General features: G+C 74.0%; 17 protein-coding genes. 10 read left to right on the top strand and 7 right to left on the bottom strand.

The genetic code is table 11. The features are described 5' to 3' along the window. Positions 1-2: 2 nt before the first annotated feature. From EIY87_RS20055 to EIY87_RS20045, 3 genes are all read right to left on the bottom strand, one after another. Complete coding sequence (locus tag EIY87_RS20055; protein WP_158641315.1) at positions 3-3,065, bottom strand: helix-turn-helix transcriptional regulator; 3,063 nt, start codon at positions 3,063-3,065, stop codon at positions 3-5. A gap of 5 nt (positions 3,066-3,070) precedes the next feature. Further along, on the bottom strand, positions 3,071-6,151 hold the full coding sequence (locus tag EIY87_RS20050; protein ID WP_125310407.1) for a LuxR family transcriptional regulator: 3,081 nt from the start codon (positions 6,149-6,151) through the stop codon (positions 3,071-3,073). A 159-nt stretch (positions 6,152-6,310) separates the two neighbouring features. Further along, positions 6,311-9,124 (bottom strand): ATP-binding protein, encoded by a 2,814-nt coding sequence (locus EIY87_RS20045; protein ID WP_125310405.1) that lies wholly within the window; start codon positions 9,122-9,124, stop codon positions 6,311-6,313. Positions 9,125-9,424: 300 nt separating this feature from the next. On the opposite strand from EIY87_RS20045, the gene EIY87_RS47650 reads away from it, so the two are divergent. Continuing rightward, on the top strand, positions 9,425-9,865 hold the full coding sequence (locus EIY87_RS47650) for a PTS sugar transporter subunit IIA (RefSeq protein WP_158641314.1): 441 nt from the start codon (positions 9,425-9,427) through the stop codon (positions 9,863-9,865). A 183-nt stretch (positions 9,866-10,048) separates the two neighbouring features. After that, positions 10,049-11,332, top strand: a complete 1,284-nt coding sequence (eno, locus tag EIY87_RS20035) for a phosphopyruvate hydratase (RefSeq protein WP_125310403.1) — start codon at positions 10,049-10,051, stop codon at positions 11,330-11,332. Between the two features lie 75 nt (positions 11,333-11,407). Here eno and EIY87_RS20030 read toward each other — a convergent pair whose 3' ends face one another. Then, on the bottom strand, positions 11,408-12,124 hold the full coding sequence (locus tag EIY87_RS20030) for a MerR family transcriptional regulator (RefSeq protein WP_225439948.1): 717 nt from the start codon (positions 12,122-12,124) through the stop codon (positions 11,408-11,410). A 71-nt stretch (positions 12,125-12,195) separates the two neighbouring features. Between EIY87_RS20030 and EIY87_RS20025 the strand changes: the two genes are divergently transcribed. From EIY87_RS20025 to EIY87_RS20005, 5 genes are all read left to right on the top strand, one after another. Beyond that, positions 12,196-12,933, top strand: coding sequence for an alpha/beta fold hydrolase (locus EIY87_RS20025; RefSeq protein ID WP_125310401.1), 738 nt, complete (start codon positions 12,196-12,198; stop codon positions 12,931-12,933). Then, complete coding sequence (locus tag EIY87_RS20020; RefSeq protein ID WP_125310399.1) at positions 12,930-13,472, top strand: TetR/AcrR family transcriptional regulator; 543 nt, start codon at positions 12,930-12,932, stop codon at positions 13,470-13,472. Before EIY87_RS20025 ends, EIY87_RS20020 begins: the two co-directional genes overlap by 4 nt. An 85-nt stretch (positions 13,473-13,557) precedes the next feature. After that, positions 13,558-14,694 (top strand): LLM class flavin-dependent oxidoreductase, encoded by a 1,137-nt coding sequence (locus EIY87_RS20015; RefSeq protein ID WP_125310397.1) that lies wholly within the window; start codon positions 13,558-13,560, stop codon positions 14,692-14,694. Further along, positions 14,691-15,974 carry an NtaA/DmoA family FMN-dependent monooxygenase gene (locus EIY87_RS20010; RefSeq protein ID WP_125310395.1) on the top strand — a complete coding sequence of 428 codons (1,284 nt, stop codon included), beginning with the start codon at positions 14,691-14,693 and terminating at the stop codon, positions 15,972-15,974. The genes EIY87_RS20015 and EIY87_RS20010 overlap by 4 nt, the downstream gene beginning before the upstream one ends. Positions 15,975-16,049: 75 nt before the next feature. After that, positions 16,050-16,967 (top strand): ABC transporter substrate-binding protein, encoded by a 918-nt coding sequence (locus tag EIY87_RS20005; RefSeq protein WP_191984192.1) that lies wholly within the window; start codon positions 16,050-16,052, stop codon positions 16,965-16,967. An 84-nt stretch (positions 16,968-17,051) separates the two neighbouring features. On the opposite strand, the gene EIY87_RS20000 is transcribed toward EIY87_RS20005, so the two are convergent. After that, a complete protein-coding gene (locus EIY87_RS20000; RefSeq protein WP_125310393.1) occupies positions 17,052-17,864 on the bottom strand; it encodes an alpha/beta fold hydrolase in 813 nt (270 codons plus the stop codon). A gap of 100 nt (positions 17,865-17,964) precedes the next feature. Between EIY87_RS20000 and EIY87_RS19995 the strand changes: the two genes are divergently transcribed. Continuing rightward, positions 17,965-18,345, top strand: coding sequence for a winged helix-turn-helix transcriptional regulator (locus EIY87_RS19995; RefSeq protein WP_125310391.1), 381 nt, complete (start codon positions 17,965-17,967; stop codon positions 18,343-18,345). Between the two features lie 16 nt (positions 18,346-18,361). Further along, positions 18,362-21,400 (top strand): P-loop NTPase fold protein, encoded by a 3,039-nt coding sequence (locus EIY87_RS19990; RefSeq protein WP_125310389.1) that lies wholly within the window; start codon positions 18,362-18,364, stop codon positions 21,398-21,400. 309 nt (positions 21,401-21,709) lie between these two features. On the opposite strand, the gene EIY87_RS19985 is transcribed toward EIY87_RS19990, so the two are convergent. Next, positions 21,710-22,312, bottom strand: a complete 603-nt coding sequence (locus EIY87_RS19985) for a TetR/AcrR family transcriptional regulator (RefSeq protein WP_125310387.1) — start codon at positions 22,310-22,312, stop codon at positions 21,710-21,712. Between the two features lie 86 nt (positions 22,313-22,398). On the opposite strand from EIY87_RS19985, the gene EIY87_RS19980 reads away from it, so the two are divergent. Next, positions 22,399-23,865: an FAD-dependent oxidoreductase gene (locus tag EIY87_RS19980; RefSeq protein WP_125310385.1), complete on the top strand. Its 1,467-nt coding sequence runs from the start codon at positions 22,399-22,401 to the stop codon at positions 23,863-23,865. Here EIY87_RS19980 and EIY87_RS19975 read toward each other — a convergent pair. Then, positions 23,862-24,494, bottom strand: coding sequence for a lytic polysaccharide monooxygenase auxiliary activity family 9 protein (locus tag EIY87_RS19975; RefSeq protein WP_125310383.1), 633 nt, complete (start codon positions 24,492-24,494; stop codon positions 23,862-23,864). The two genes, EIY87_RS19980 and EIY87_RS19975, sit on opposite strands and share 4 nt — an antisense overlap. Positions 24,495-24,523 lie beyond the last annotated feature (29 nt).

The raw sequence follows: 24,523 nt of genomic DNA, 5'->3' as shown, positions 1-24,523 counted from the left end.
CTTCAGCGGCGGTCCAGCACCGAGGCCAGCTGGGCGCGACCGTCGATCTTCAGCTTGCGGTACAGGCTCGTCAGGTGCTTCTCGACGGCCCGGCGGCTGATGCTCAGCTCGACGGCGATCTCGGTGTTGGTCCGCCCGCCGGCCGCCAGGCGCCCGACGGTCGCCTCGCCGGCGGTCAGCTCCGCCGCGGGCCGGGGAAGTTCCGCGTGGGTGCCGTCTTCACGCGCTTCCAGCCGGCCCGCGCCGCAGCTTTCGGCCAGCTCCCGCGCCCGGGCCAGCCACCGTCGTGACGCCTCCGGCTCCGTCTCGCGCAGGCACGTCCCGAGGTCGGCGCAGGCCTTGGCCGCTTCCAGCTCGTCCGGCGCGCCATCGAGCAGCTCGACGGCCTCCCGCAGCAGCTCGACCGCCTGCCGCCGCCCGCCCAGCGCGGCGAGCACCCGCAGCGACCGCCCGACGAGCGCGGGCGCGCCCCACGCGACGGAGTGGCGGTGGTGCTCCTCGGCGAGCTGCCGCGCCTGCTCGATCCGCCCGAGCCGCCGGGCGAGCAGCGCGGCCGACCCCCGCCACGCGTAGATCGCCGGATTGCGCCACCCCGCCCGGTCGAGCAGCCGGCCGCGATCGAGGAACTGAGCGAGCGCCGCGTCCGGGTTCTCCCGGGCGGCCAGCATCCCCTGCAGCCCCCGCCGGACCGCGAACACCGCGAGGTCGTCGGCGTCGGGCAGGCCGTCGAGCACTTGGCGGGCCAGCTCACGGCTGCGCGCGGAGTCGGCGACCAGGGCGAGGGTGGTGGCCGGGAGGGCCAGAACGTCGTAGCTTCCGGGGTCGGCCGCGCGGAAGGCTCGTTGAGCGGGCTCCCCGGCTTCGGCGAACCGGCCGCGGGCGAGCAGCGCGAGGGCTTGGTGGACGTCGACGAGGACGCGTGTCGCGGTCGAGGCCCTTGGCCCGCCTGCGGAGGCCAGCCAGGACGTCACGGAGTCCGGGCGGCCGGCGGCGATCAGCACGAGGGGGACGATGCGCAGGGCGGTGCCGGCCCGGACGGTGCTCGCGGGTTCGTGGTCCAGGAGCAGGCTGGCGTGGCGGGCGGCTTCGTCGGCGGTGATGCGGCCGCCGAGGGTGGCGGTCAGGAGCAGGACGGCGCGTAGTTCGCGGTCTCCGGGGTTGGTTGGGCGGTCGGGAAGCCGGCGCAGGCGCTCCGCGGCGGCGGCCGGGCGTCCCGGGTCTTCCAGGGCGGTGAACCAGTCTCGGGCTTCGAGGCGCGGCGCGAGGTCGGGGTCGTTCGGGGTGGGGTGGGTTTGCTCGGTTACCAGCGTCCCGCACGCGGCTGGTTCGGGCTCGTCCGGGTCGGTGCGGGCCAGCTCGGTGGCGAGTGGTCCGGGTGTGGCGGCGGTTTCGCGGTCGTGTGGCTCGGTGACCGTGGGGGCCGGGTCGGTCGCCGATGGTCCGCGTGTGGGCAGGATCGCGGTGGTCGCTTTGGGCTTGCGCGGGTCTGTGTGGGCTAGGTCGGTGGCGAGTGGTCCGGGTGTGGCGGCGGTTTCGCGATTGTGTCGCTCGGTGACCGTGGGGGCCAGCCCGGTCGCCAACGGTTCGCGTGCGGCGGCTTCCGGCTCGCCCGGGTCGGTGACCGCGCGGGCGTGGTGCGTTGCCAACGGTCCGCGTTCGGCGGCTTCCGGCTTGCCCGGGTCGGTGACCGCGCGGACCAGCTCCGTCACCAGCGGCCCGCGCGCCGCGGCGGTGAGCGGGATCCGGGCCACCGCCTCCGCCCGCTCGCGCCCCGGCGGCAGCAGCGGCGCGGCCTGCACCAGGTACCGCACCGCCGCGCGCGGGTCGGGTTCGGCGGCGGCCAGCTCGGTCAGCAGCCGGGCGCGGCCGGGGTCGCCCGGTGGGACGTCCAGCAGGGCTCGGCGCAGGTACCGCGCGGCCAGGTCCGGGGCGCCGCGGCGCTGGGCCGCGACGGCCGCCGTCCGCAGGGTCGCGATGTCCTCGTCGCCGCGGAGGGTGTCGACGCTGAGCAGCTGCGCGGCGACGTGCTCGGGCGGAAACCCTTGCGCCGTCAGCAAAGCCGCCGCGGCCCGGTGCGCTTCCGCGGTGCTCGCCGCGCTCCGCGTCTCCTCGACCACCCGCACCAGCGCGGGCTCGGGAACCAGGCGCCCGTCGACGGCCGTGCTCAGCCACGCGTCCCCGAGCAGCGCGCGGGCTTCGGCGCACGCCGCCGCGTCCAGCCCGGCCAGGCGCGTGACCAGCTCGGGTTCCGCGTGCCGGCCGAGCGTCACGACCGCCCGCGCCAGCGCTTCGACCTCCGGCTCGCGCCGGACCAGCAGCCGCAGCCGTTCCCGGCGGAGCGCGGCACCGAGGTCGCGCAGCGGCACGCAGTCCGCGGCGCGGCCGGTCAGGCGCTGGGCGAAGGCGCGGGACAGCAGCTCGTCGAGCTCCTTCGGCCGCCCGCCGGTGAGTTCGTGGCAGGCCGTCGCGAACGCGGGCTCGAGCCCGGCGCCGATCCGCGCCGCGGCCACCCGGCGCGTGCCGTCGGCCGACAGCGGCCGCGCGCGGACGCCGGCGGCCCGCGCGAGCTCCTGCAGCGCCGGCGCCCGCGGGGCGTCCGGCAGCACGACGCCGAGCAGCACCCGGGTCCCGCGCAGCCGTCCGGCGAGGAAAGCCAAGGCGCGCAAGGAAGGTTCGTCGGCCCAGCGCACGTCGTCGACCAGCACCACGACCGGCTTGCGGGCGGCGAGTGAGACCAGCAGGACGTGCAGGCCGTGGAGCGTCACGGCGTCGTCGCAACCGGGCCCGGCCGCCGACTGGAGCAGCTTCGCAGCGAGCGGCGGCAGCGCGGCTTCGCCGTGCAGGGGCAGGACGAGCTGCCGCACGACGCCGAAGGGGAAGTCCCGCTCGGCCGGCGCCCCGCCCGCCCGCAGCACCCGCGCGCCGCGGCCGGTGGCGAGGTGGCCGAGGAGCCGCAGCAGCGCCGTGCGGCCGGTCCCGGTTTCGCCGCGCACCGCGACGACGCCGCCGTCCTGCCGCAGCGCGCCGGCCAGGGCGGCTTCCTGTGCCTCGCGTTCGAACAGCACCCGCGTCAGCTCCTTGGCGTCCGGGTGGGCCAGTGGTCGGCGAGCGCCGCGCGGCCGTTGAGCCCGAGCTTGCGGTACACCTTGGTCAGCCGCAGCTCGACGGTCCGCAGCGCGATCGACAGCTCCCGGGCGATCTCGCGGTTGGCGAGCCCGCGGGCGGCGAGTTCGGCGACGTCGCGTTCGGCGGGGGAGAGCGCGTCGGGACGGGTCACCGGGAACCGCGCCGCGGGCAGCGGATCGGCGGGCCGCCGCGGCGCGGGCACGGTACGCCGCGGCCCGGCGGCGGCCCGCTCGCGCAACGGTTCGAGCGCGGCGGCCGTCCCCCAGTGTTCGGCGAGGGCCAGCTCCTCGGCGGCGAGGGCGGCCGCGGCGCCGTGCTCCCCGAGACGGCGCAGCGCGAGGCTCGCCGTCGTCCGCCAGGTGGCGACCATCGGGTTGACCCACCCGCGTGCGCGCAGGACGCGTCCGCATTCGAGAGCCGACTCGAGGGCGCTGGCCGGGTCGTCTTCGGCCAGCGCGAGTTCCGCCTCGGCGTGCCGGAGGAACGCGACGGCCGCCCCGTACCCGCTTGGGCGGGGCAGCGGCTCGGCCCCGAGGTGCCGCGCGTGTTCGATCCGCCCGACCCGCAGCCGCGCGGTGATCTCGACGGCGACCCGCAACGGCAGGGCGAGCGGATGCCAGCACCGCACGGGCAACTCCCGATCGGCGGCGGCGAGATCCCGCAGCGCCTCCTCGGGACGGTCGTCCCGCAGCGCGACGGCGGCCCGGTGCACGAGAGCCTGAGCAGCGGCGGCGCGGGCATCCCGGCGCCGCGCGGCCGCGACGACGACGGTGAGCGCGTCGACGGCATCACCCAGGACACCGGCACAGACCAACGCCCGGCAGGCGGCGATCCGCGGCATGAGCGGAGCTTCTTCCCGCACGACGAGTGCACGCGAGGCGAGATCGAGCACGGCGGCGCGGTGTTCCCCGCGCACGGCGAGCCGGAAGGCGGCGACCCCGGCGTCGGCGGGGTCTGGGGTGGTGGTGCCGGGGAAGGCGGGGAGGGGCTTGGGCGGGGTGTGCCGCTCGTTGCGCGTGTCGGTGCTGACTGCGGCACCGGGACCGACCGAGGCTCCGGCTGCTGCACCAGCGCCGGCACTGGCTCCGGATGCGGCCGCGGCACTGGCTGGGGTTCCGGCTCGGGCTGCAGCACCGGCTGCGGCTCCGACCGGGGCTCGGGTGGCGGCTTCGACTTGGGCACCGGCACCGGCACCGGCACCGGCACCGGCACCGCGAGCGGCTGCGGCTGCGGCTGCGGCACCGGGACCGGCACTGGCTCGGGCTGCGGCATCGACTCCGGCTAACACAGCGGCTGCGGCTCCGACCGGGGCTGCGGCTGGACGGGCCGTGGCCGGGTCGACCGCGGCCGGGTCGGCGGCGGCCGGGCGGGCCGGGTCCACGCCGATCGTGTCCGTGCCGGGCAGCGGCGGCACCGGCATTTCCGGATCGGCCGCGCCTTCCTCCCTGGCGAGCCGGGCCAGCGCCACGAGGGCAGGGTCCACAGTGGACGCCCGGCCCGGTTCCGCGACCAGGCGGTGCACCGTCTCGGCGTCGCCGCGCGCGAGGAGGAGGTCCGCCGCCGTCGTGGCGGTGGGGAGGGTGGCCAGCGCCGGTTCGGCCAGGACCTGCACCAGCCTGCGGTCCGCGTGGTCGGGATCGCGGCGGACCACCGCCGAAGCCAGCCGGACGAGCAGTGTCGCGCGTTCGGCGGGGGAGGCGGGCTCGGCCAGCGCGCGCCGCAGGGACTCGGCCGCCGCCAGCGGGTTGCCCTGGGCGGACCACTGTTCGGCCGCTTCGGTGAGCACCGCCCGCGCCCACGGCTCGCCGACCGGCGGCGCCGCACGCAGCAGTTCCGCCGCGACGAGCGCACCCGCCCCCGTCCGGTGCGCCAGTTCCGCGCCCCGGCGGTACAGCTCGTCCCGCTCCGGTTCGGCCAGCTCCGCCAGCACGTCCGCGGCGAGGTGCGGCTCCGCCGGGCGCCCGTCCGCGACCAGGCCGCTCGCCTCCAGCGCACTGAGCGCCCCGGGCACCTCCGCCGCCTCCAGCCCGGCCAGCTCGGCCGCGGCGACGACGTCCAGCCGCTCCGAGACCGCCGTCGCCCGCAAGAGCCTCAGCGCATCCGGCGGCAGCCCCCGGCGGATCCGGGCCGCGCGCGCCGACGTCACCGCCCGCCCGGCAGCTGTCACCCGCGCCGGAGTCCACTGCTCGCCAGGGGGTGCCGCCCAGCCAGTGGCGGCGGGGTGCTGCTCGGCCGAGGTCACCGCCCGCCCGGCAGCTGTCGCCCGCGCCGGAGTCCACTGCTCGCCAGGGGGTGCCGCCCAGCCATTGGCGGCGGGGTACTGCTCGGCCGAGGCCGTCACCCAGCCGTCGGCGGCCGGGTACTGCTCAGCCGAAGCCGCCGCCCGTCCCGGGCTCCACCGCTCGCCCGAAGTATCCACCCACCGCTCGGCCAGCTCGTGCAGCACCGCCGGCCGCCCGCGGACGACGTCGAGCACCGCCGCCTCGACCTCCACCGGCAACTCACCCAGCACCTGCCGCACCAGCACCGCGGTCTCCGCCGGCGTCAACGGGGCCACCGGAATCCGCTGCCCCCACCCCACCGGCTCGTACGCCGTAGCCACCAGCAGCACCGGCACCTCACCAGTCCGCCCGGCCATCTCCGCGAACCACCGCACCGACCACTCGTCCGCCCACTGCAGGTCATCCACGGCCAGCACCACCGGCCGATTCACTGCCAGGCCGGTGAACGCGTCGCACAGCCGCCCCGCCGCGCCCTCCCGATCGTCGAGGCACGCGCTCACCAGGTCACCGAAAGCGGCCGGAGACAGCAAAGCCGCCGCCAGCTGCGTCACCGCCCCGAACGGAACCCCGTCCGGCACACAAGAAGCCACGACGCCGCCCACCCGCGAAAGCAACGCCGTTCGCCCGGCACCGGCGGCCCCCGAGATGCAGGCCGTCGCCCCCTCGCCCCGTGACAGGCCCGCGAGCAGGTCGTCGAGCACGCTGATCGCGCGTTCCCGGCCGACGAGACGCGATTGGCGCACGGGGACGACCTCCTCCGGCCGGGTCGGCGTCGACCCGGACCGAGGGCAGCCTAAGCCGCCTCAGCGGGGGTGACACCGGGGCGGGCGCCCGCGGGCGGAGCTCTGCCCGCGCGGCCAGGATTCCCGGGGACGGGCGGGCAATTCGCGACCGATCGTGACTCAGTGGTCGCGCAACGCGGCCGCCAGTTCGGCGCGGCCGCCGATGCCGAGCTTCCGGTAGACGCTCGTCAGGTGCACCTCGACCGTGCGCTGCGTGATGAACAACGACTCGGCGATCTCCCGGTTGGTCGCGCCCTCCGCGGCCCGCTCGGCCACCCGCCGCTCGCTGCCGCTCAGGGCGTCCGACGGCGAATCCGTGCCGTGGCGCATCCGGCCGCCCGCTTCGGCCAGCGCCGGCAGCGACAGCCCGAGCTGCTGCTTGTCCCGGCTGAGCACGGAAAGGTCGATCGACCGGCGCAGCCGTTCCCGCGCGCCTTCGGCGTCCCCGCGGGCCAGCAGCCGCCTGCCGAGCAGGTACTCGGCCTTCGCCTGCTCCACCTTCGCGGGCGAATCCGCGAGCAGCTCGGCCGCCTCGCGCAGCCGCTCGATCGCCGCGTCCCCGTCGGCCAGCACCCCGCGCGACGTCTGGAGCATGCCCAGTGCCCGGTTGGTGCCCCAGCGGCGGACCGCCGGTTCGACGTCGTCGAGCACGGCCTCGCCCTCGGCCCGGCGGCCGAGCCCGCCCAGCAGCTCGGCCGATTCGTACCACCACGGCGCCAGCACCGGGTTGCCGATCCCGTTGCCCGCCAGGCTTTCCCCGCAGGTCCGCAGTACGGCGAGCGCGCCTTCGACGTCGCCGGACGCGGCCCGGGCGCGGGCCTTCGCGATCAGGTACCAGTGGTACTCGAGGGTGAAGTGCTCGAGCCGCGGCCGCACGATCGCGGCCAGCGCCGCTTCCGCCCCGGCCGGGTCGCCCTGGCGCACGAGCAGCGAGGCCAGCACGGTCTGCGGCATCGCGGTGCCGGGTGCCCAGCGTTCCTGCGTGATGACGTCGAACGCGTACTGCGCGTCCGCCAGCGCGTCGGTGAGGTTGCCGCAGAACTGGTGGACGAGCGCGCGCGTGGTCGCGCCGAGGACGTAGGTCCAGCCCTGGCCGCGGCGCTGCGCGTGGTCGAGCACGCCGCCGAGCGCCGCCAGCGCGGGCTCGGGCCGGTCGGCGAGGTAGAGCGTGAGCACGGCGCCGAGCACGGCCCAGCCGCCCGGGGCGACGTCGCCGATGCGCAGCACCTGGGCGGCCTGGGCGACGACCTCGCCGGCGGGCCGCCCCTGCAACGTTCCCAGCGACGAGAGCATGCCGAGCAGCTCGCGTTCCTCGGCGGTGTCGCCCGGCGGCGGGACGACGTCGCGCAACCGTGCGCCGACCCGGGAAACGGTCGCCTTTTCGTCCAATCCGGACAGCAGCAGCGCCGACTGGCCGACCATGCGCAGCGCCCGGTCGGCGGGGGAGGGGGCGGGACCGATCACCGCTTCGAGCGCGTCGGCCACCTCCGTCGCCAGCGCGTAGGACCGCCGCGAATTCTGCGCGCCCAGCGACACCATGACGTACTGCATGACGATCGGCACCCGCCGCCGCGGGTCGGCCACCAGCCCGAGCGCGTGCTCGAGGTGCCGCAGCGACGCCGCCGGGTCGGTCTGCCCGAGCACCCGGGACAGGTGCACGAGCACCGCGACGTCGTCCGCGTGGGCCCGCAGCACCTGCGTCAGGTACCGCGCCGCCGCCGTGGGAGCGCCCCGGCTTTCGGCCGCCGCGGCCGCTTCCCGCAGGACGGTGACCATCCACGGCTGCGGCGGCCCGTCGAGCACCAGCAGGTGGACGGCGACCTCCTCGCTGGAGCGGCCGCTGTCGTTGAGCAGCGTGGCCGCGCGTTCGCGCAGGCGGGCCAGCTCGGCCGGCTCCGCGGTGTTCAGCGCGGCGGCGCGGATCAGGTCGTGGGCGTAGTCCAGCCGGTCCGGTTCGAGCAGCTCGCCGTCGCGCAACGCCTGCACGGCGTGCCGCGCCGGCCCGGGCCGGGTGCCGGCGAGCGCGGCGATCGTCTCCAGCTCTTCCCCGCCCAGCACGGCGATCGCGCGCGCGACGGCCAGCGCGTCCGGGGACAGCCGGTCCAGCAGCGGGCGCACCACGGCTTCCCGGCCGAGCTCGTCGAGTTCGCCGACGTGCCCGGCGTCCGGCGGCACGCGGCCGCGCAACGCGCCGACCACGCGGTCGAGCAGGAACGGGTTGCCGCCGGTGATCTCGGCCGCGTGGCGGGCGAACTCGGGGTCCGGGGCCGTGCCGAACCCGGCGGCCAGCACGTCGGCGACCGCGTCGGCGGTCAGCGGCGCGAGGTCGACCGCGAGGCAGTTCGCCGCGGTGCCGAGTTCGGCGAGCACCGCCGGGCCCGGCCCGTCGGACCCGGTGCGCTGGGTCAGCAGCACCAGCACCGGCAGGTCCTCGGCCCGGCGCAGCAGGAAGCCCAGCCACCGCAGGGAGGTTTCGTCGCACCACTGGGCGTCGTCGACGGCGAGCACGACCGGGCCGCGGGCGGCCAGGCCGGCGACCAGCCAGTAGAGGCCGTGCATCACCGAGTAGGTGTCGGCGGTGCCGTCGCCGCGGCCGGGGGCGAGCGCGGGCAGGGCGAGCCGGGCGCTGCCGGCGAGCTGGCCGGCCTCGCCGGCGTCGCCGCGCGGCCACAGTGGACCGAACAGCGCCCGGACCGCTTCGTAGGCCCCGGCGCCGGTGTCGGCGCAGGTCACGGTGAGCACGGTGCCGTCCAGCCCGTCGAGCGCGGCGGCGAGCAGCCCGGTCTTCCCGATCCCGGCGGGCCCGCGCAGCAGCACGGCCTGCCCCTCGCCGAGCGCGGCGGCCCGCGCCCGGTCGGTGAGCACCCGCAGTTCCCAGTCCCGGCCCGCCAGCTCGGGCCGGGCCGATGCCCGCACCCCACTCCGAACAGCCACAGCTCTCCCGTCCGCGCGCGATCGCCGGAGCCCGTGCCGGCGGGTTCCCAGCCTGGCCCATCGGCCGGGCGCGCGCGGCACCGGCCCCGGCCGGGGCGCGGACCCGGATTTCCCCAGACTTGTCCGGAAATACTTGACAACGGCGAGCGCGCCGATATTCGAAGCGTTTTCGCGCAATTTTGCGAATGGTGTGACGCGCGACCGGGTTTTCGCCGGATCGCGCCGCCGTGCCGTACGGTGAGCGCGCACGACGACGTGACCCGGCCGTCTTTTCCCCCATCCCCAGGAAAGAACCCCTCAGTGACGAACGAAAAAGTGCTACCCCTGCGCGTGCACGCGGTCGAACTCGGTGTCGCGGCGACCACTCGGTGGGAAGCCTTGGCGCACATCGGAAACGCCTTCGAAAGCGCCGGGTCCGTCCACGCCGGATACCGTGACTCGCTGCACGCGCGGGAACGCCGTGCGTCGACTTATCTCGGGTACGGAATCGCCGTTCCGCACGGATTGCGCATCCACGACTACCTTCTGGTCAACCCGGGCCTGGTCGTCACCCGGTTCACCGATCCCGTGCCGTGGGACGGTGAAAAAGTCTCGCTGTGCATCTCGATCGCCGCGTCGGCCGCCGCGCACGTCGAAATCCTCTGCCGGATCACCGCGCTGCTCGTCCACCCGGCGCACTTGGACGTCCTGCGCGCGTCGGAGGATCCGGGGGAGATCACCCGGATCCTCCAGGACGCGTGAACTACGTCGGGGGCAGCGATGGGCGGCGCGATGCTGGGGTTTTCCCCAGTGGCGGCCCGGTAGAACGGTGGTACCGGTCCGGCCGGTGGCAGGTGACGACGTCGTCCCGCCCGTGCCGTGTTCGTCCCGCCGGACCTTCCCCTGACCCCGAGGTGCGACGCCGTCGTGCCGCTGAGGAGAACCATGACTGCCATCGTCCAAGTCACCGGCCGGGAGATCCTGGACAGCCGCGGCAACCCGACGGTCGAGGTCGACGTCGAGCTGGCCGACGGGTCGTTCGGGCGCGCGGCGGTGCCGTCGGGTGCGTCGACGGGCACGCGCGAGGCCGTCGAGCTGCGGGACGGTGATCCGGGCCGGTTCCTGGGCAAGGGGGTCCGGAAGGCCGTCGCCGCGGTCAACGGCGAAATCGCCGCCGCGGTCGTCGGCCTCGATTCGCGGTCGCAGGTCGAGGTCGACCGGGTGCTGTGCGAGCTGGACGGCACGCCGAACAAGGCGCGCCTGGGCGCGAACGCGATCCTCGGGGTTTCGCTGGCGGCGGCGAAGGCGGCCGCGCAGGCGCACGTGCTGCCGCTGTACCGCCACCTCGGCGGGGAAGGCACGTACCGGCTGCCGACGCCGATGATGAACATCGTCAACGGCGGGGTGCACGCCGACAACGGGATCGACTTCCAGGAGTTCATGATCGCGCCGGTCGGCGCGTCGAGCTTCGCCGATGCGGTCCGGATCGGCGCCGAGGTCTTCCACACGCTGCGCGGGATCCTGCGCGACGCGGGGCACAACACGAACGTCGGGGACGAGGGCGGCTTCGCGCCGCAGCTCGACACGGCCGAGCAGGCGCTGGACTTCGTGGTGCGGGCGATCGAGCGCGCCGGGTACGTGCCCGGCGACGACGTGGCGCTGATGCTGGACCTGGCCGCGTCGGAGTTCTACGAGGACGGGATCTACCACTACCGCGGCGAAGGGGTGAAGCGCTCGGCGTCCGAGCACGCCGGCTACCTGCGCGACCTGGTCGCCCGGTACCCGATCGCGTCCATCGAGGACGCCATGGCGGAGGACGACAAGGACGGCTGGCAGCTGGTGACGCGGGCGCTGGGGGAGGAGATCCAGCTCGTCGGCGACGACGTCTTCTGCACGAACGTGGGGCTGCTGACCGAGGGCATCGAGCAGGACGTCGCCAACGCGATCCTCATCAAGGTCAACCAGATCGGCACGCTGACCGAGACGCTCGACGCGGTCGAGGTCGCTTCGCGCGCCGGGTACGGCGTTGTGCTGTCTCACCGGTCGGGGGAGACCGAGGACACGACGATCGCCGACCTGTCGGTCGCGGTGGACTGCGGTCAGATCAAGACGGGGTCGCTGTCGCGGGCCGACCGCACGGCGAAGTACAACCAGCTGCTGCGGATCGAGGAGGACCTGGGCACGGCGGCCGAGTACGCGGGCCGGGCGCCGCTGAACCGGTCGCGCTGAGCGAGCCGGAGATGTCATGAAAGGGTCGTTCACCTCGCCAGACGACATGAACGACCCTTTCATGACATGCGCGCGTCAGGCCTCGGCCGGCGCCGCCCCCAGCGCGTCCACGAGCGCGAAGTGCCGCAACCCCGCGAAGAGCCGCTCGCCGAGCAGAGTCGTGATCAGCGCGGTTTCGGCCGGGCGCCGGGACGGCCCGACGTCGTCGATCAAGGCCGCGTCGACGGCGGCGACCTCACGCGCGAGGGCGGCGTACTCGGCGAGCTTGCCGGAGACGGCGTCGTGCCCGAGCCCGTGGCAGACGGCCAGCACGGTGACCAGGTTCGCCACGGCGGGATCGGTGTCGTCGGCCGGCGCGCCGAACAGCTCGCCGACGCGCCCGAGCGCCCACGCCCGCGCCGCCGCGGAAACCGGCCGGACGGTGACCCGGCCGTCCTGCGCGACGCCGAGCACGACCCGGGCCGCACGGCCGGCGTCGAGCACCCCGAGCACGTCGGCCACCTCGGCCAGCGACAGCCCGCCGATCTCGCGCAGCGCGCAGACGAGCCGCAGCCGCTTGACGTGCTCGGGGGTGTACTGCGCCTGGTTGGGCCCGACCCGGCGGCCGGCGGGCAGCAGTCCCTCGCGCAGGTAGTACTTCACCGTCGCGACCGGAACACCCGTTTCCGCGCTGAGCTCGGCCATCCGCATCGCGCCCGGTTCCCCCTTCTCCGCCCGCACCCGCGGGGAGTCCCAGTGAACCGCCCGCGGGCCGCCCCGGCCCAGCGGCGGGCGCGAAGTCTGGTGGGACACCCAGACTTCCTAAGTGGAACACTGTCCCATATAGTAACCGGGACACTGTCCCACTTGAAGGGTGACCGTTCATGACGACGACGTACGTGCTGGTCCACGGCGCTTGGCACACCGGGCAGGCCTGGGCGCGGGTCGTACCCCACCTCGCGGCGAGCGGCCGCCGGGTCTTCACCCCGACGCTGACCGGCTACGGCGAGACCGCGCACCTGCTCGGGCCCGACGTCGGGCTCGGCACGCACACCGCCGACGTCGTGCGGCTGCTGGTCGAGGAAGACCTGCGCGACGTCGTCCTGGTCGGGCACAGCTACGCGGGCCTGGTGATCTCCGCCGTCGCCAACCAGGTGCCCGAGCGCATCGCACGGCTGGTCTACCTCGACGCGATGGTGCCCACCGACGGCGAGAACGCGCTCGACGTCATGCCGGCCACGCGGGCCATGCTGGGCGACGGCTGGCGCGTGCCGCCGCTGCCCGAGCTCCCCGCGCCCTTCGGCCTCTTCGGGGTGACCGATCCCGGCGACGTCGCCTGGGTGCGGACCATGCTGGGCGACCAGTCGCTGCGGTGCCTGGAAGAGCCGGTGGCGATGGACAACCCGGCGCTCGACGCCATCCCGCGCACGCACATCCACTGCACGGTGAAGCCCGAAGGGTTCGACCGCCGCCCGGTGCCCGCGGTGCAGCCGAACGGCGAACCGGCGGACGTGCGCGAGCTGGCCACCGGGCACGACTGCATGATCACCGCGCCCGCCGAGCTCGCCGGGCTGCTGCTGGACGTCGGCGACCGGGTCGGGGCCGGTAGCCTGCGGGGGTGAAGCGTGCCGACGCGCGGCGCAACGCCGAGAACGTCCTGGAGGCCGCGGCTGCGGTGTTCGTGACCGCTGGCGTCGAAGCGCCGATCCGGGAGATCGCCGCCCGGGCCGGCGTGGGCACGGCGACCATCTACCGCCACTACCCGACCCGCGCCGACCTGATCCTCGCGGTGTACCGGCTGCAGGTCGAGTCGCTGGCCGAAGCCGGCCCGGCGCTGCTGGCGAGCGAACCGGGTCCGCACCGCGCGCTCGCCGCGTGGATCGACCGGTTCGTCGACTTCGTCATCACCAAGCAGGGCCTCGCGTCGGTGCTGCAGTCCGACGAACCGTGCTACGACCCGCTGCACGCCTACTTCCTGGAGCGCCTCGGCCCGGTGTGCACGCGGCTGCTGGACGCGGCCGCGGCGGCCGGCGAGATCGAGCCCGGCCAGGACCCGTACGAGCTGATGCGCGGCGTCGGCAGCCTGTGCGCCGGCGCGGGCACCGCCTACGACCCGCGCCGGCTCGTGCGGGTCCTCGTCAACGGGCTCCGCCGCACCTGAGCGTCCGAGGGGTGGGACGGCCGCCGCCCGGACAGCCGGTTTCCGCACGATGATCGCGTACCCCCGGCGCGAGCGAGGAACCGCGATGAGATTCCAGGTCCTGGACATCCTGCCCCACCTGACGAACCCGGTGACCGGCCGCCGGATCCGCACCGACGAGCGTTTCGCGCAGGCGCTCACTTCGGCGCGCTACGCCGAGGAGTTCGGGTTCGACGCCGTCGCGCTCGGCGAACGCCACGCCGGCCACTTCCTGAGCAGCGGCGTGACCGTGCTGCTGGGCGCGATCGCCGCGACGACGAGCCGCGTCCGCATCCAGACCGGCGTTTCGGTGCTGTCGATCCACGACCCGCTGCGCGTCGCGGAGGACTACGCCACCGTCGACCAGCTGTCCCGCGGCCGGCTGGAACTGGTCATCGGCAAGGGCAACGAGCTGCGCCAGCTGCCGATGTTCGGCATCGGGAACGGCGACCAGTGGGACGCGCTGGCGGAGAAGTACGCGCTGCTGCGGCGGCTCTGGCGCGAGGAGGACGTCACCTGGGAGGGGCGGTTCCGCGGTCCGCTGCGCGAGGTCACCAGCCTGCCGCGCCCGTTCGCCGGCGCGCCCCGCGTCTGGCACGGTTCGGCGACCACGGTGACGTCGGCCGAGCTGGCGGCGCGGTGGGGCGACCCGCTGTTCTCCGCGAACGCGATCCAGCCGCGCGACAACTACACCGTGCTGATCGAGCACTACCGCAAGCACTACGCCGGACACGGCCACGACCCGCGCTTCGCCTTCGTCGGGGCGGGCGCCGGATTCCTGTACCTGGCCGACACCACGCAGGAGGCGCGGGAGGCGTTCGGCCCGACCTACGAGCGGATCGTCGAGTACTTCAACCAGCCGGGGAACCACACGCCGGGCAACGCGATGGAGTTCCCGACCATCGACGACGCGATCGCGCGCGGGCCGGTCCTGGTCGGCAGCCCGGCGCAGGTCGCCGAGAAGATCCTGTGGTGGCACGAGGCCTACGGGCACGACCTGCAGTCCTTCAGCCTGCCCACGATGATCCCGCACGAGCAGCAGCTCGCCATGCTCGAACGGTTCGCCGCCGAGGTCGTGCCGGTGGTGCGCGCGGCCGCGCCGACGGCATTGTGGACCGGGCAGGACCCGTACGGCGGCCGCCCGGCCGTCCACGGGCGCACCGCCGCCGACGCGGCGAGCACGATCGAAGGAGCCGCGCTGTGAGTTCGTTGCACTTCAACGCCTTCATCTGGCCGAACGGCTACCACGAGTCCGCGTGGCGGGTGGTCGGCGACGACGTCCGCGGGGTGCTCGGGCTGCCGTACTACGCGGACATCGCGCGGACCGCCGAGCGCGGCCTGATGGACTCGATCTTCCTGGCCGACAACATCGCCATCGCCGAATACCGGGTGACGCACCTGCCGCAGACGCAGTTCGACCCGATCGCCGTGCTGTCCGCGCTGGCCGCGGTCACCGGGAAGATCGGCCTGATCGGCACCGGGTCCACGACCTACAGCAAGCCGTGGGAGCTGGCCCGCCGGTTCGCCACGCTGGACCACCTCAGCGGCGGGCGCGCGGGCTGGAACATCGTCACCACCATCACCCCGCTGGCCGCGGCCAACTTCGGCGAAAAGGCCCACCCCGACCACGCCGACCGGTACGAGCGCGCGCACGAGTTCGTCGACGTCGTCACGCGGGCGTGGGACAGCTGGGCCGAGGACGCGATCGTCGGCGACCGCGAGAAGGGCGTCTGGGCCGACCGCGCCAAGCTGCGCGCGCCGCGCTTCCACGGCCGGTTCTACGACGTCGAGGGCGTCCTGCCGTTCCCGCGGTCGCCGCAGGGACGGCCGGTGCTCGTCCAAGCGGGACAGTCGGCCGCCGGGATCGGGCTCGCCGCCCGGTACGCGGAGCTGGTGTTCTCCGGCCCGCCGTCGCTCGAAGCGGCGGTGAAGTTCCGCGCCGAGCTGGACGCGCAGGTCGTCGCGGCGGGCCGGGACCCGTCGGCGGTGAAGGTCCTGCCCGCGCTGATGGTGACGCTGGGCGGCACCGAGGCCGAGGCGAAGGCGCGCGCGGAACGGCTCGAAGAGCTGGCCAGCCCGGAGTTCCGCTGGCAGAACGCGTTGTACACCGCGGGCCTCGACCCGGATGCCTTCGACCCGGACGCCCCGCTGCCCGCCGGGCTGCGCGACGGCGGCGGGTCGTCCCGGCTGCAGCAGCTCGCGGCGGCGGCGCGGGAGCGGCCCGAGGCCCCGCTGCGCGAGATCGCGGCGCGGATCACCGGGGGAGCGGGGCAGGTCCACTTCGTCGGCACGCCCGAGCAGCTCGCCGACCACGTGCTCACCTGGCAGGACGCCGGCGCCGTCGACGGGTTCACCATCATGGGATCGACGCTGCCGTACGAGCTGACCGCGTTCGTCGACCACGTCGTGCCGATCCTGCAGCGCAAGGGCCGGTATCGCACGGAATACGAGGGCTCGACGCTGCGTGCGCACCTCGCCGGGTGAATCCCAGCATGTGGTTTCTGTCGGTGGTGCTGGCTAGTGTCCTGACCGTCCGATCTTGACGAAGGAGAGTGGGACGTGGGCTGGACCCGGAACATCCGAGTGGCCGCGCTGCTGGCGGTGGCCGCTCTGGGCCTGACAGCGTGCGGCGGCGGGGACGACAAGCCCGCCGCGGCGGGCAAGGGCGGGGCGCCGATCGTCGTCGCGTCCTTCAACTTCACCGACAGCCAGATCCTGGCCGAGATCTACGCCGGCGCGCTGGAAGCCAAGGGCTACCCGGTGGCGAAGAAGCTGAACCTGGGCTCGCGGGAGCTGATCTACCCGTCGCTGAAGTCGGGCGAGCTGCAGTTCATCCCGGAGTACCAGGGCTCGGCGATCGCGGCCGGCTTCGGCAAGGAGCCGGTGAAGGACGCGAAGGGCGAACACGAGCAGCTGGCGAAGCTGCTCGAACCCAGCGGCGTCTCGCTGCTGGACTACGCCGCGGCCGAAGACAAGAACACCTACATCGTGAAGGCGGACCTGGCGCAGTCGAAGGGCATCGCGACCATCGGCGACCTGAAGAAGCTCGACAAGGTCGTCCTGGCGGGCGGCCCGGAGTGCGAGAAGCGCACGACGTGCTTCAAGGGCTTCACGGACGTCTACAAGCTGACGAACGTGACGTTCCAGACGGTGCAGGAGCTGGGCCCGCGCGCGCAGCAGCTCGATTCCGGCGCGGTCACGGTGATCCCGGTCGACTCGGTGAGCCCGCTGGCCGGCGACCCGAAGTACGTGGCGCTGAAGGACGACCTGAACATCGTGCCCACGGAGAACGTGGTCCCGGCGGTGAACAAGAAGGTCCTGGACGAACGCGGCGCCGATTTCGCGGCGGTGGTCAACGCGGTGAGCGCCAAGCTGACGACGGAGGGGATGCGAGAGCTGAACAAGCGAGTGGATTCGGAGGGCGAGAAGGCAGCGGACGTGGCGAAGGACTGGCTGGGCCAGCAGGGCTTGGGCTGACACTGCGGCGGCTCGGCCGGCGGGCCGGGCGCAGCTCGTTCGACCCTCGCCACCTGGACCTGCGGACCGGCCCGCCGCCGCTCGTCACCCGAGCAGCAACGGCACCAGAGCGTCGGGCCGGTCCAGCGGAATGATGTGCCCGCAGTCCTCGACCACGTGCTCCGTGAGGTCGTCGGCCACCGGCCGCAGCTGCCGGGCGAGGGCGTCCCCCACGGGGTGCGCGCCGATCGCCGTCGTGGGCACGGTGAGCCGTCCGCCTGCGACGGCGTCGGCGATCTGCCGCGCGCTTTCCGGCATCGCCCGGTAATGGCCGAAGGCACTCCGCAACGCCGAGCGCCCGGTGTACGCGGCCGCGAACTGGTCCCGGATCGCCGGCGGCACTCCGCGCCCCAGCGTGCCCGCGTCGAGGAACCAGTCGACGTACTCGGCCTCGTGCCCGGCGAGCACCGTCTCGCCGAGCCCGGGCACGGCGTGGAACCCGAACCACCACGGCGGCCCGCCCGCGAGGAAGTCCTCGGCGCCGGGCAGCCGGCCGAGCAGCGACTCCATCAGCACGAGCCGTCGCACCCGCTCCGAGCGCCGCATCGCCAGCAGGAACGCGGGTGGCGTGCCCGCGTCGATGCCCGCGACCGTCGCCTCGGGTTCGCCCAGCGCGTCGAGGAGCGCCTCGGCGTCGTCGGCGAGGGTTCCCGCGTCGTAGCCACCCGCACCGGTGGTCGCGCCGAGGCCGCGCAGGTCCGGCGCGATCACGCGGTGGTGCCGGGCGAGGTGCGGGACGACCTCCGTCCACAGCCGCCAGGTGTGCGGGAAGCCGTGCAGGAGCAGGAAAGCCGGCCCCTCCCCGGTGACGGCCACGTTCACCTCGATGCCGTTCGCCTTGATTCGCCGCTCGCGCACGTGACCTCCGCCAAGGGGTTACCATCAGTTACCGGCTGAGCGTAAGTAACCGGCCCGGCCGGGCCAAGACGGCACTTCCCCGACAGGTGGTGAGCTCCAGGTGACCCCCTCACCGAAAGGCACGCGCGGCGACCTCTTCGACCCCGCCTGCCCGACCCGCAAGCTCCTCGACCGCATCGGCACCAAGTGGACGTCCATGGCGGTCAAGGTCCTGGCCGAAGCCGCCCCGGCCGAAGTGCGGTTCGCGGAGCTGCAACGCCGCATGCCGGGCGTCTCGCAGAAGATGCTGTCGGCGACCCTGCAGAGCCTGACCGGAGACGGGCTCGTCGCCCGCCGGGTGGAGCCGACGGTCCCGCCGAAGGTGCACTACCGCCTGACCGAGCTGGGCCTGTCTCTGGAGGTGCCGCTCGCCGCCTTGCGGACGTGGGCGGAGGAGAACATGCCGGCGATCGACCGGGCCCTGAAACGATCGCCCCGCTGAGGGCGACTCATCGAGGGTGACCGACACTCCGCCGACCGTCGTGCAGCTCATCGAGGCGTCGGGCCGCAGGCCGGGCCCGCGGATCCCCGAGTTCGCCGCGACGGTCTCGGCCGCGCAGCGGTACCGCCAGCTGTCGGGGGCCGGCGACATGGCCGGGATCACCAGGTCCACCGCGCTCGTGGCGCTCATGCTCCTGGACGAGGGCATCAGGCGCGCGCTGCTGGACAGCGGCGTGGAACCCGACCGGCTCGGGTCGATCCTCTCGCTCGACAAGCTCACGCTCGGCTCGTCCGCCGGTGACGGGCCGATGGCCCTCGAGTTCGCCAGTGCCCTTGACGCCCACCTGCGGGTGCTGCCTCGCGGCCGGGTCGTCGACCTCGCCGACATCGCGATCGCGATCCTGCGCTCGGCGCGGAACCAGCGGGGCGGCGAGCTGCCCCAGCGGCTGCGGCAGATGGGCGCCGACATTGACGTGGCACTGGCCAACCTCGCGCGGCTCACCGGGACGGCCACCCATGGACTGGTGCCGTTGTCGCGCAGCATGCAGGCGGTGGCCGACAGCCTGCCCCCGACCGGGCTGACCACGCTGGAAATCGTCCGGGCGATCGCGCGACGGCACCCGGAGTACGCCGCCGGCCGGCTGGGGTCGGTCGTCACCCGGAGCCCGCGACGGCAGCGCGACTGGGACGAGTGGTACGAGGCAGTCGCGCGCTGGTTCGACGCCGACGTCGTCGCGAAGACCCGCCACGAGGTGCTCGACGGGCGGTTGTTCCTGCTCGGGCTGGGGCTCGACGCCCCCAACCTGCTGGAATCGCTCAAGAGCGAAGGCGCGTGGAGCGCGCTGCTCACCGAGATCGACGAGGCCGTCGCCCCGCCCGGTTCGCGCCTCTGGCCCGTCCTGAACGGCGTCCGCTTCGCCCACGGCTACCGCAACGACGGCACCGGCGGCGCCGACCAGCTGGACGTCCAGGGGGACGTCAACGCCGTCTGCGAAGTCATCACCGACCCCGCCGTCACCCCGCCCCTCTCCATCGGGCTCTTCGGCAAGTGGGGTACCGGCAAGAGCTTCTTCATGGAGAAGATGCGGGAACGGATAGCCGCTCGCGTTCCCGGCGACGGCGAGTTCACCATCACCCAGATCCGCTTCAACGCCTGGCACTACGCGGACACCAGCCTCTGGGCGAGTCTCGCGATCGAGATCTTCGAGCGCCTGGCCGACCCCGAACCCGTCGACCCCGAGCTCCGGGAGAACTGGCACCGCAGCCACGGCGACGCGCACCGCGCCCGGCGTGAGGCGCTGCTGTCCGAACTGGAGACCTACCGCGACGCGAAGTCCACATTGGACGCCGAGTGCGCGCAGCTGGAAGACGAGCGCAAGCAGCTCAAGCGGCGGCGGACCCAGGCCGCGGAGAAGCGCAAGGCGGAGATCGAGAAGGTCCGGCTCACCGACGTCGCCAAAGAACTCGCCCAAAACCCCGAAGTGCAGGCCAAGCTGAAGGACGTCTCGAAGGAGCTGGGCTTCGAACCGGCGATCGACGAGCTCACCGGGCTCGGCAAGGACCTCCGCACCACGGCCGGCTACCTGCCCGCCCTCTGGCGGGGCATCGGCCCCAAGTCCGTGGTCGCGACGCTCGCCGCCGCGTTCGCCGTGCTGGCCGTGCTCACCATCGCCCTCGCGGGGCGCGGGGGAGTGGAGTGGCTCTACTCCCTGGGCGCCACCACCGCCTCGATCGTCGGGGTCACCCAGCTGGTCCGGCCGGCCGCGAAGCGGGTCAACACCGCGCTCGGGCACGTCCAGGACGCGATCCGGATCACCACCGAGGCGCGCGAAACCCTGCGGAGCAAGCGAAGCCGTGAGGAGCGCGTCCTCGACCTCGAACTCGCCGACGCCGAGCGCGCGATCGCCGAGACCACGCAGGCGATCACCGCGCTCGACGAGAAGATCGCGACCGCACGGGCCGCCGCCGAGGCGCTCAGCGTCGGGCGGAAGCTGTACGAGTTCCTCAACGACCGCGCCTCGGGGTACCAGAAGCACCAGGGCGTGGTCGGCACGCTGCACCGCGACTTCCGGTTCCTCGACGCCCTCCTGCGCAACCACCGCCGGAGCCGCGAAGCCGGCGTCAAACCCGTCTCGCGGGTCGTGCTCTACATCGACGACCTCGACCGGTGCCCGCCGGCGAAGGTCCTCGAAGTGCTGGAAGCCGTGCACCTGCTGCTCGCGCTGGAGCTGTTCGTGGTCGTCGTCGGCGTGGACCCGCGCTGGCTGAGCAGCAGCCTGTGGCACCAGTACCGCGACCTCGCCGTCGGCGGCGACCCGCGCACCGACGCCTACCTGCGCGGCATGCCGGTCGAATACCTCGAGAAGATCTTCCAGATCCCCTTCACCCTGCCGGAAATGGACCCGGACTCCTACGCCCGGCTGATCGGGAGCGTCGCGGACCTCCCGGTGCCGCCGGTGCGCGCGGACCCGGCGGACACGATCGACGCCGGCCTGCCGGTCGTGACCGCCGGCGAGGAGCGCACGCCGGCCCGGGCCAAGCTGGACGTCGAGCCCGGGTCCGCGGCCGCCGCCGACCCGGGGGAGCGGATCGGGCTCACCGGGCCCGAGGTGGAGTTCGCCCAGCAGCTGGGCGCGCTGGTCACCAGCCCGCGCGCGGCGAAGCGGCTGATGAACACCTACCGCCTGATCCGGGCGACCCAGCACGTCGGGTCGCGGTCGCGCTTCCTCGGCGGCGACGGGCGGCCGGGCGGGTTCCAGGCGGTGCTGACCCTGCTCGCGGCGGTCGCCGGCCACCCGACGCTGGCGAACCCGCTGCTCCTCGCCCTCCAGGACGCGGACGGGGACAGCTGGGTGGGCTTCGTCGCGCGGCTGGCGCCGGGGACGAAGGACGCCGAGCCCGGCGAACTGGTCCCCGCCCTCCCCGAGCACGACCTCGCGGAGTGGGCGCGCCTGCACCGCGGCCTCGAGGCGAGCCACCGGCCGGGCACGCTCGACGACCTCGCCACCTACCGGCGCTGGGGTCCGGTGATCGCGCGCTTCGGGTTCACTCTCTAGTCGTGGTCGGGGGTGTTCGGCGGCTCGCTGCTTGCCGGCGCTGGGGCCTGGTGATCGCGCTGGCGGGTTCATCCGCCACAGCTGGCCGGGTGCGCTCGACGACCCAGCCACTTACTGGTGTTGGGTCCGGTGATCGCGCGGCCGGGGTTCACCCGCCACAGCTGGTCGGGCGCGCTCGACGACCTAGCCACTTACTGGTGTTGGGTCCGGTGATCGCGCGGCCCGGGTTCACCCGCCCCACCTGGCCGGGCATGCTCGACGACCTCGCCACCTACCGGCGCTGGGGTCCGGTGATCGCGCGGTTCGGGTTCACTCTCCAGCCCGGTCGAGCAGCGGCAGGAACAGCTCGTCGACGATCGCCCGGATGCGGGTGGGCGACGGTGCCTTCAGCTCCATGAGCAGGTCGTGGCGCACCAGGTCGAACGGCATTTCGAGCAGGGCGGTGGGCAGGCGCTCGAGGTCGATCTCGCCACGGTCGTGGGCGCGCCGGTAGAGGGGTCGTTCGCGCGGGTTGGCCGCCTCGCCCATCATCTTGGTCCGGACCTGCGCGGGGGTCAGGCCGGTGCTGGCCAGCAGTCCCGAGAACGCGGTGGCCGCGGCGATGGCGAAGAACGTGGCGCGGGTTTCGCCCAGCGCCGTCAGCCCGGCGATCAGGTCGCCGCGCAGGGTGCCGGTGTCGGGGGCCGCGACCGGGTGGGTGGCGCCGTAGTGCTCGATCGCGGCCAGGACGACCTCGTCCTTGTGGGCCCAGCGGCGGTAGAGCACGGCCTCGCTGGTGTGCGCGCGGACGGCGATCGACTCCATCGTCAGGCGGGCGTAGCCGGTCTCCACCAGCTCGTCCCAGCCCGCGGCGAGCAGTTCGGCTTCGAGCTGCTTGCCGTGCCGGCGACGGCGGACGGGTTCGGTGGGCACACCCCACGATAGAAAGTCTTTCCTTTCTTGACAACCCGGGCTAGCCTGACAAGAAAGGAAAGACTTTCTTACGTGCGGGGGGAACGATGTCACCCGAAGTCCTGATCGCCGGTGCCGGGCCGACCGGCCTCACGCTGGCCTGCGAACTCGCGCGCGGCGGCGTCCCGTTCCGCCTGGTCGAGGCCGCCCCCGTCCCGCGGCCGGGCTCGCGCGGCAAGGGGGTCCAGCCGCGCACGCTGGAGGTGTTCGACGACCTCGGCGTCGTCGACCGCGTGCTCGCCCACGGCCGACTGGGGATGCCGATCCGGTCGACCGGCCCCGACGGCCGCGTGACGTCGAACGAGCCGGACCCGGGGGAGCGCCCCGGCATCCCTTACCCGGCCGGCCTGATCACGCCCGAATGGCGCGTCGAAGAAGCGCTGCGGCTGCGCCTGGCGGAACTCGGCGGCACCGTCGAGTTCGGGACCGCGCTCGACGGCTTCGAGCAGTCCGGCGACGGCGTGTCGGCGGTGCTCGTCAAGGACGGCGAAACCGAGACGGTCACCGCGCGGTGGCTGGTGGGGTGCGACGGCGGCCACAGCGTCGTCCGCAAGCGGGCCGGGATCCCGTTCGAGGGCGAAACCCGCGACGAGGTGCGGATGATCGTCGCCGACGTCCGCGTCGACGGGCTCGATCGCGAGGCCTGGCACATGTGGCGGCACGCGGAAGGGCTCGTCACCCTCTGCCCGCTGCCGTCGACGGACCTGTTCCAGTACCAGGCCTCCGTCACGCCGGGCCAGGATCCCGGGCTCGGCCTGGCGAACCTGCAGGCGGTCCTCGAACGCCGCAGTGGCCGCACCGACGTCCGGCTCGGCGAGCCGGAGTGGGTTTCGCTGTGGCGCGCCAACGTCCGGCTCGCCGCCCGCTACCGCGAAGGGCGCGTGTTCCTCGCCGGCGACGCCGCGCACATCCATTCGCCCGCCGGCGGGCAGGGGATGAACACCGGTATCCAGGACGCCCACAACCTCGGCTGGAAGCTCGCAATGGGTGCCTCGCCGGTGCTGCTCGACAGCTACGAGGCCGAACGGCGGCCGGTCGCCGCGGACGTGCTCGCGCTTTCCGACGCGCGCCTCAAGCAGGCGGTCGACGAGAAGAGCATCCCGATCCGCCGGGACGCCCGGACGACGCAGCTCGCCGTGAACTACCGCGGCTCGGTCCTGGCGCGCGACGACCGCGACGAGGCGGCCGCGCTCCGGGCCGGCGACCGGGCCCCGGACGCGACCGGGCTGTCGACAGTGGACGGTGCGTGCCGGCTGTTCGACCTGACCCGCGGCGGCCGCTTCACGGTGCTGGACTTCGGGAACGCGACCCTGCCGCCCGGCCCGCGGATCTTCCGCGTGGTGGACCGGCCGGCCGGTGCCGGCGAAATCGCCGACACCGCCGGTCGCCTCGCCGAGGCCTACGGCGCGACCGGGCGCACGCTCGTGCTGATCCGGCCCGACGGCCACCTCGGCCTGATCTCCGACGCGGGGGACGGCGAGGCGGTCTCGGCCTACCTCGCCGCGCCCCGCTAGCCGAAGTTCACGTCACTGCACCACATGTAGGTCTGGTCCAGGTGCGAGGCCTGCCAGATCGTGAAGACCACGTGGCGTCCGCGGTAGGCGCCGGACGTCTGGACGTTGAACGTGATGTCCTTGGCGGGGGCGTACTTCCCGGTCTGGGTGATGAAGTCGAGGTTGCCCCAGCCGAGGCGCTGGGTGGTGGGGTCGAACCCGTTCTTGCTGATGTAGACCCGGAAGTAGTCGGCGCCGTGGCTGGCCTGGTCGTACAGGTGCATCGAGAAGCTGCTGCCGAGGCTGGTGGTCTTCCACGCGCCCGGGGTGTTGAGGGCGTTGTTGCGGGACAGGGCGTTGCTGCAGAGCTGGCCGTCGGGCGTCGAACCCTGGAAGTTGCCGCCGAGCCCGTCCCGCAGCGCGCTCATCCAGTTCCACATGGTGTCGGCGTTGGCCTGGAAAGCCTGCCAGCACATGGGGTCCTGCTGCTGCATGGCCGGGTTCGTGTGCTGGCTGCCCCAGTCCGTCCAGCACTGGTAGGCGCGGGTGGCGGGGCTGACGATGGTGCCGTGCGCCGACGCCGCCGGTACCCAGATGAGCAGTCCGGTCAGCGTGGCGATGATCAGCGCGAGGATGTTGCACTTGCGCATGGATGGGCCTCCATTCTCGGCGATGAGGT

This window comes from Amycolatopsis eburnea (assembly GCF_003937945.1).
In the GTDB taxonomy this organism is placed as follows: domain Bacteria; phylum Actinomycetota; class Actinomycetes; order Mycobacteriales; family Pseudonocardiaceae; genus Amycolatopsis; species Amycolatopsis eburnea.
Note: the sequence above shows the minus strand (reverse complement) of the source record. Positions and strands in the feature narration are given on the sequence as shown.

Bases quoted from the DNA above. Each gene is read 5' to 3' on its own strand.
- eno (WP_125310403.1), top strand. From the start codon at position 10,049: ATGACTGCCATCGTCCAAGTCACCGGCCGGGAGATCCTGGACAGCCGC.
- EIY87_RS20025 (WP_125310401.1), top strand. From the start codon at position 12,196: ATGACGACGACGTACGTGCTGGTCCACGGCGCTTGGCACACCGGGCAG.
- EIY87_RS20015 (WP_125310397.1), top strand. From the start codon at position 13,558: ATGAGATTCCAGGTCCTGGACATCCTGCCCCACCTGACGAACCCGGTG.
- EIY87_RS19980 (WP_125310385.1), top strand. From the start codon at position 22,399: ATGTCACCCGAAGTCCTGATCGCCGGTGCCGGGCCGACCGGCCTCACG.
- EIY87_RS19975 (WP_125310383.1), bottom strand. From the start codon at position 24,494: ATGCGCAAGTGCAACATCCTCGCGCTGATCATCGCCACGCTGACCGGA.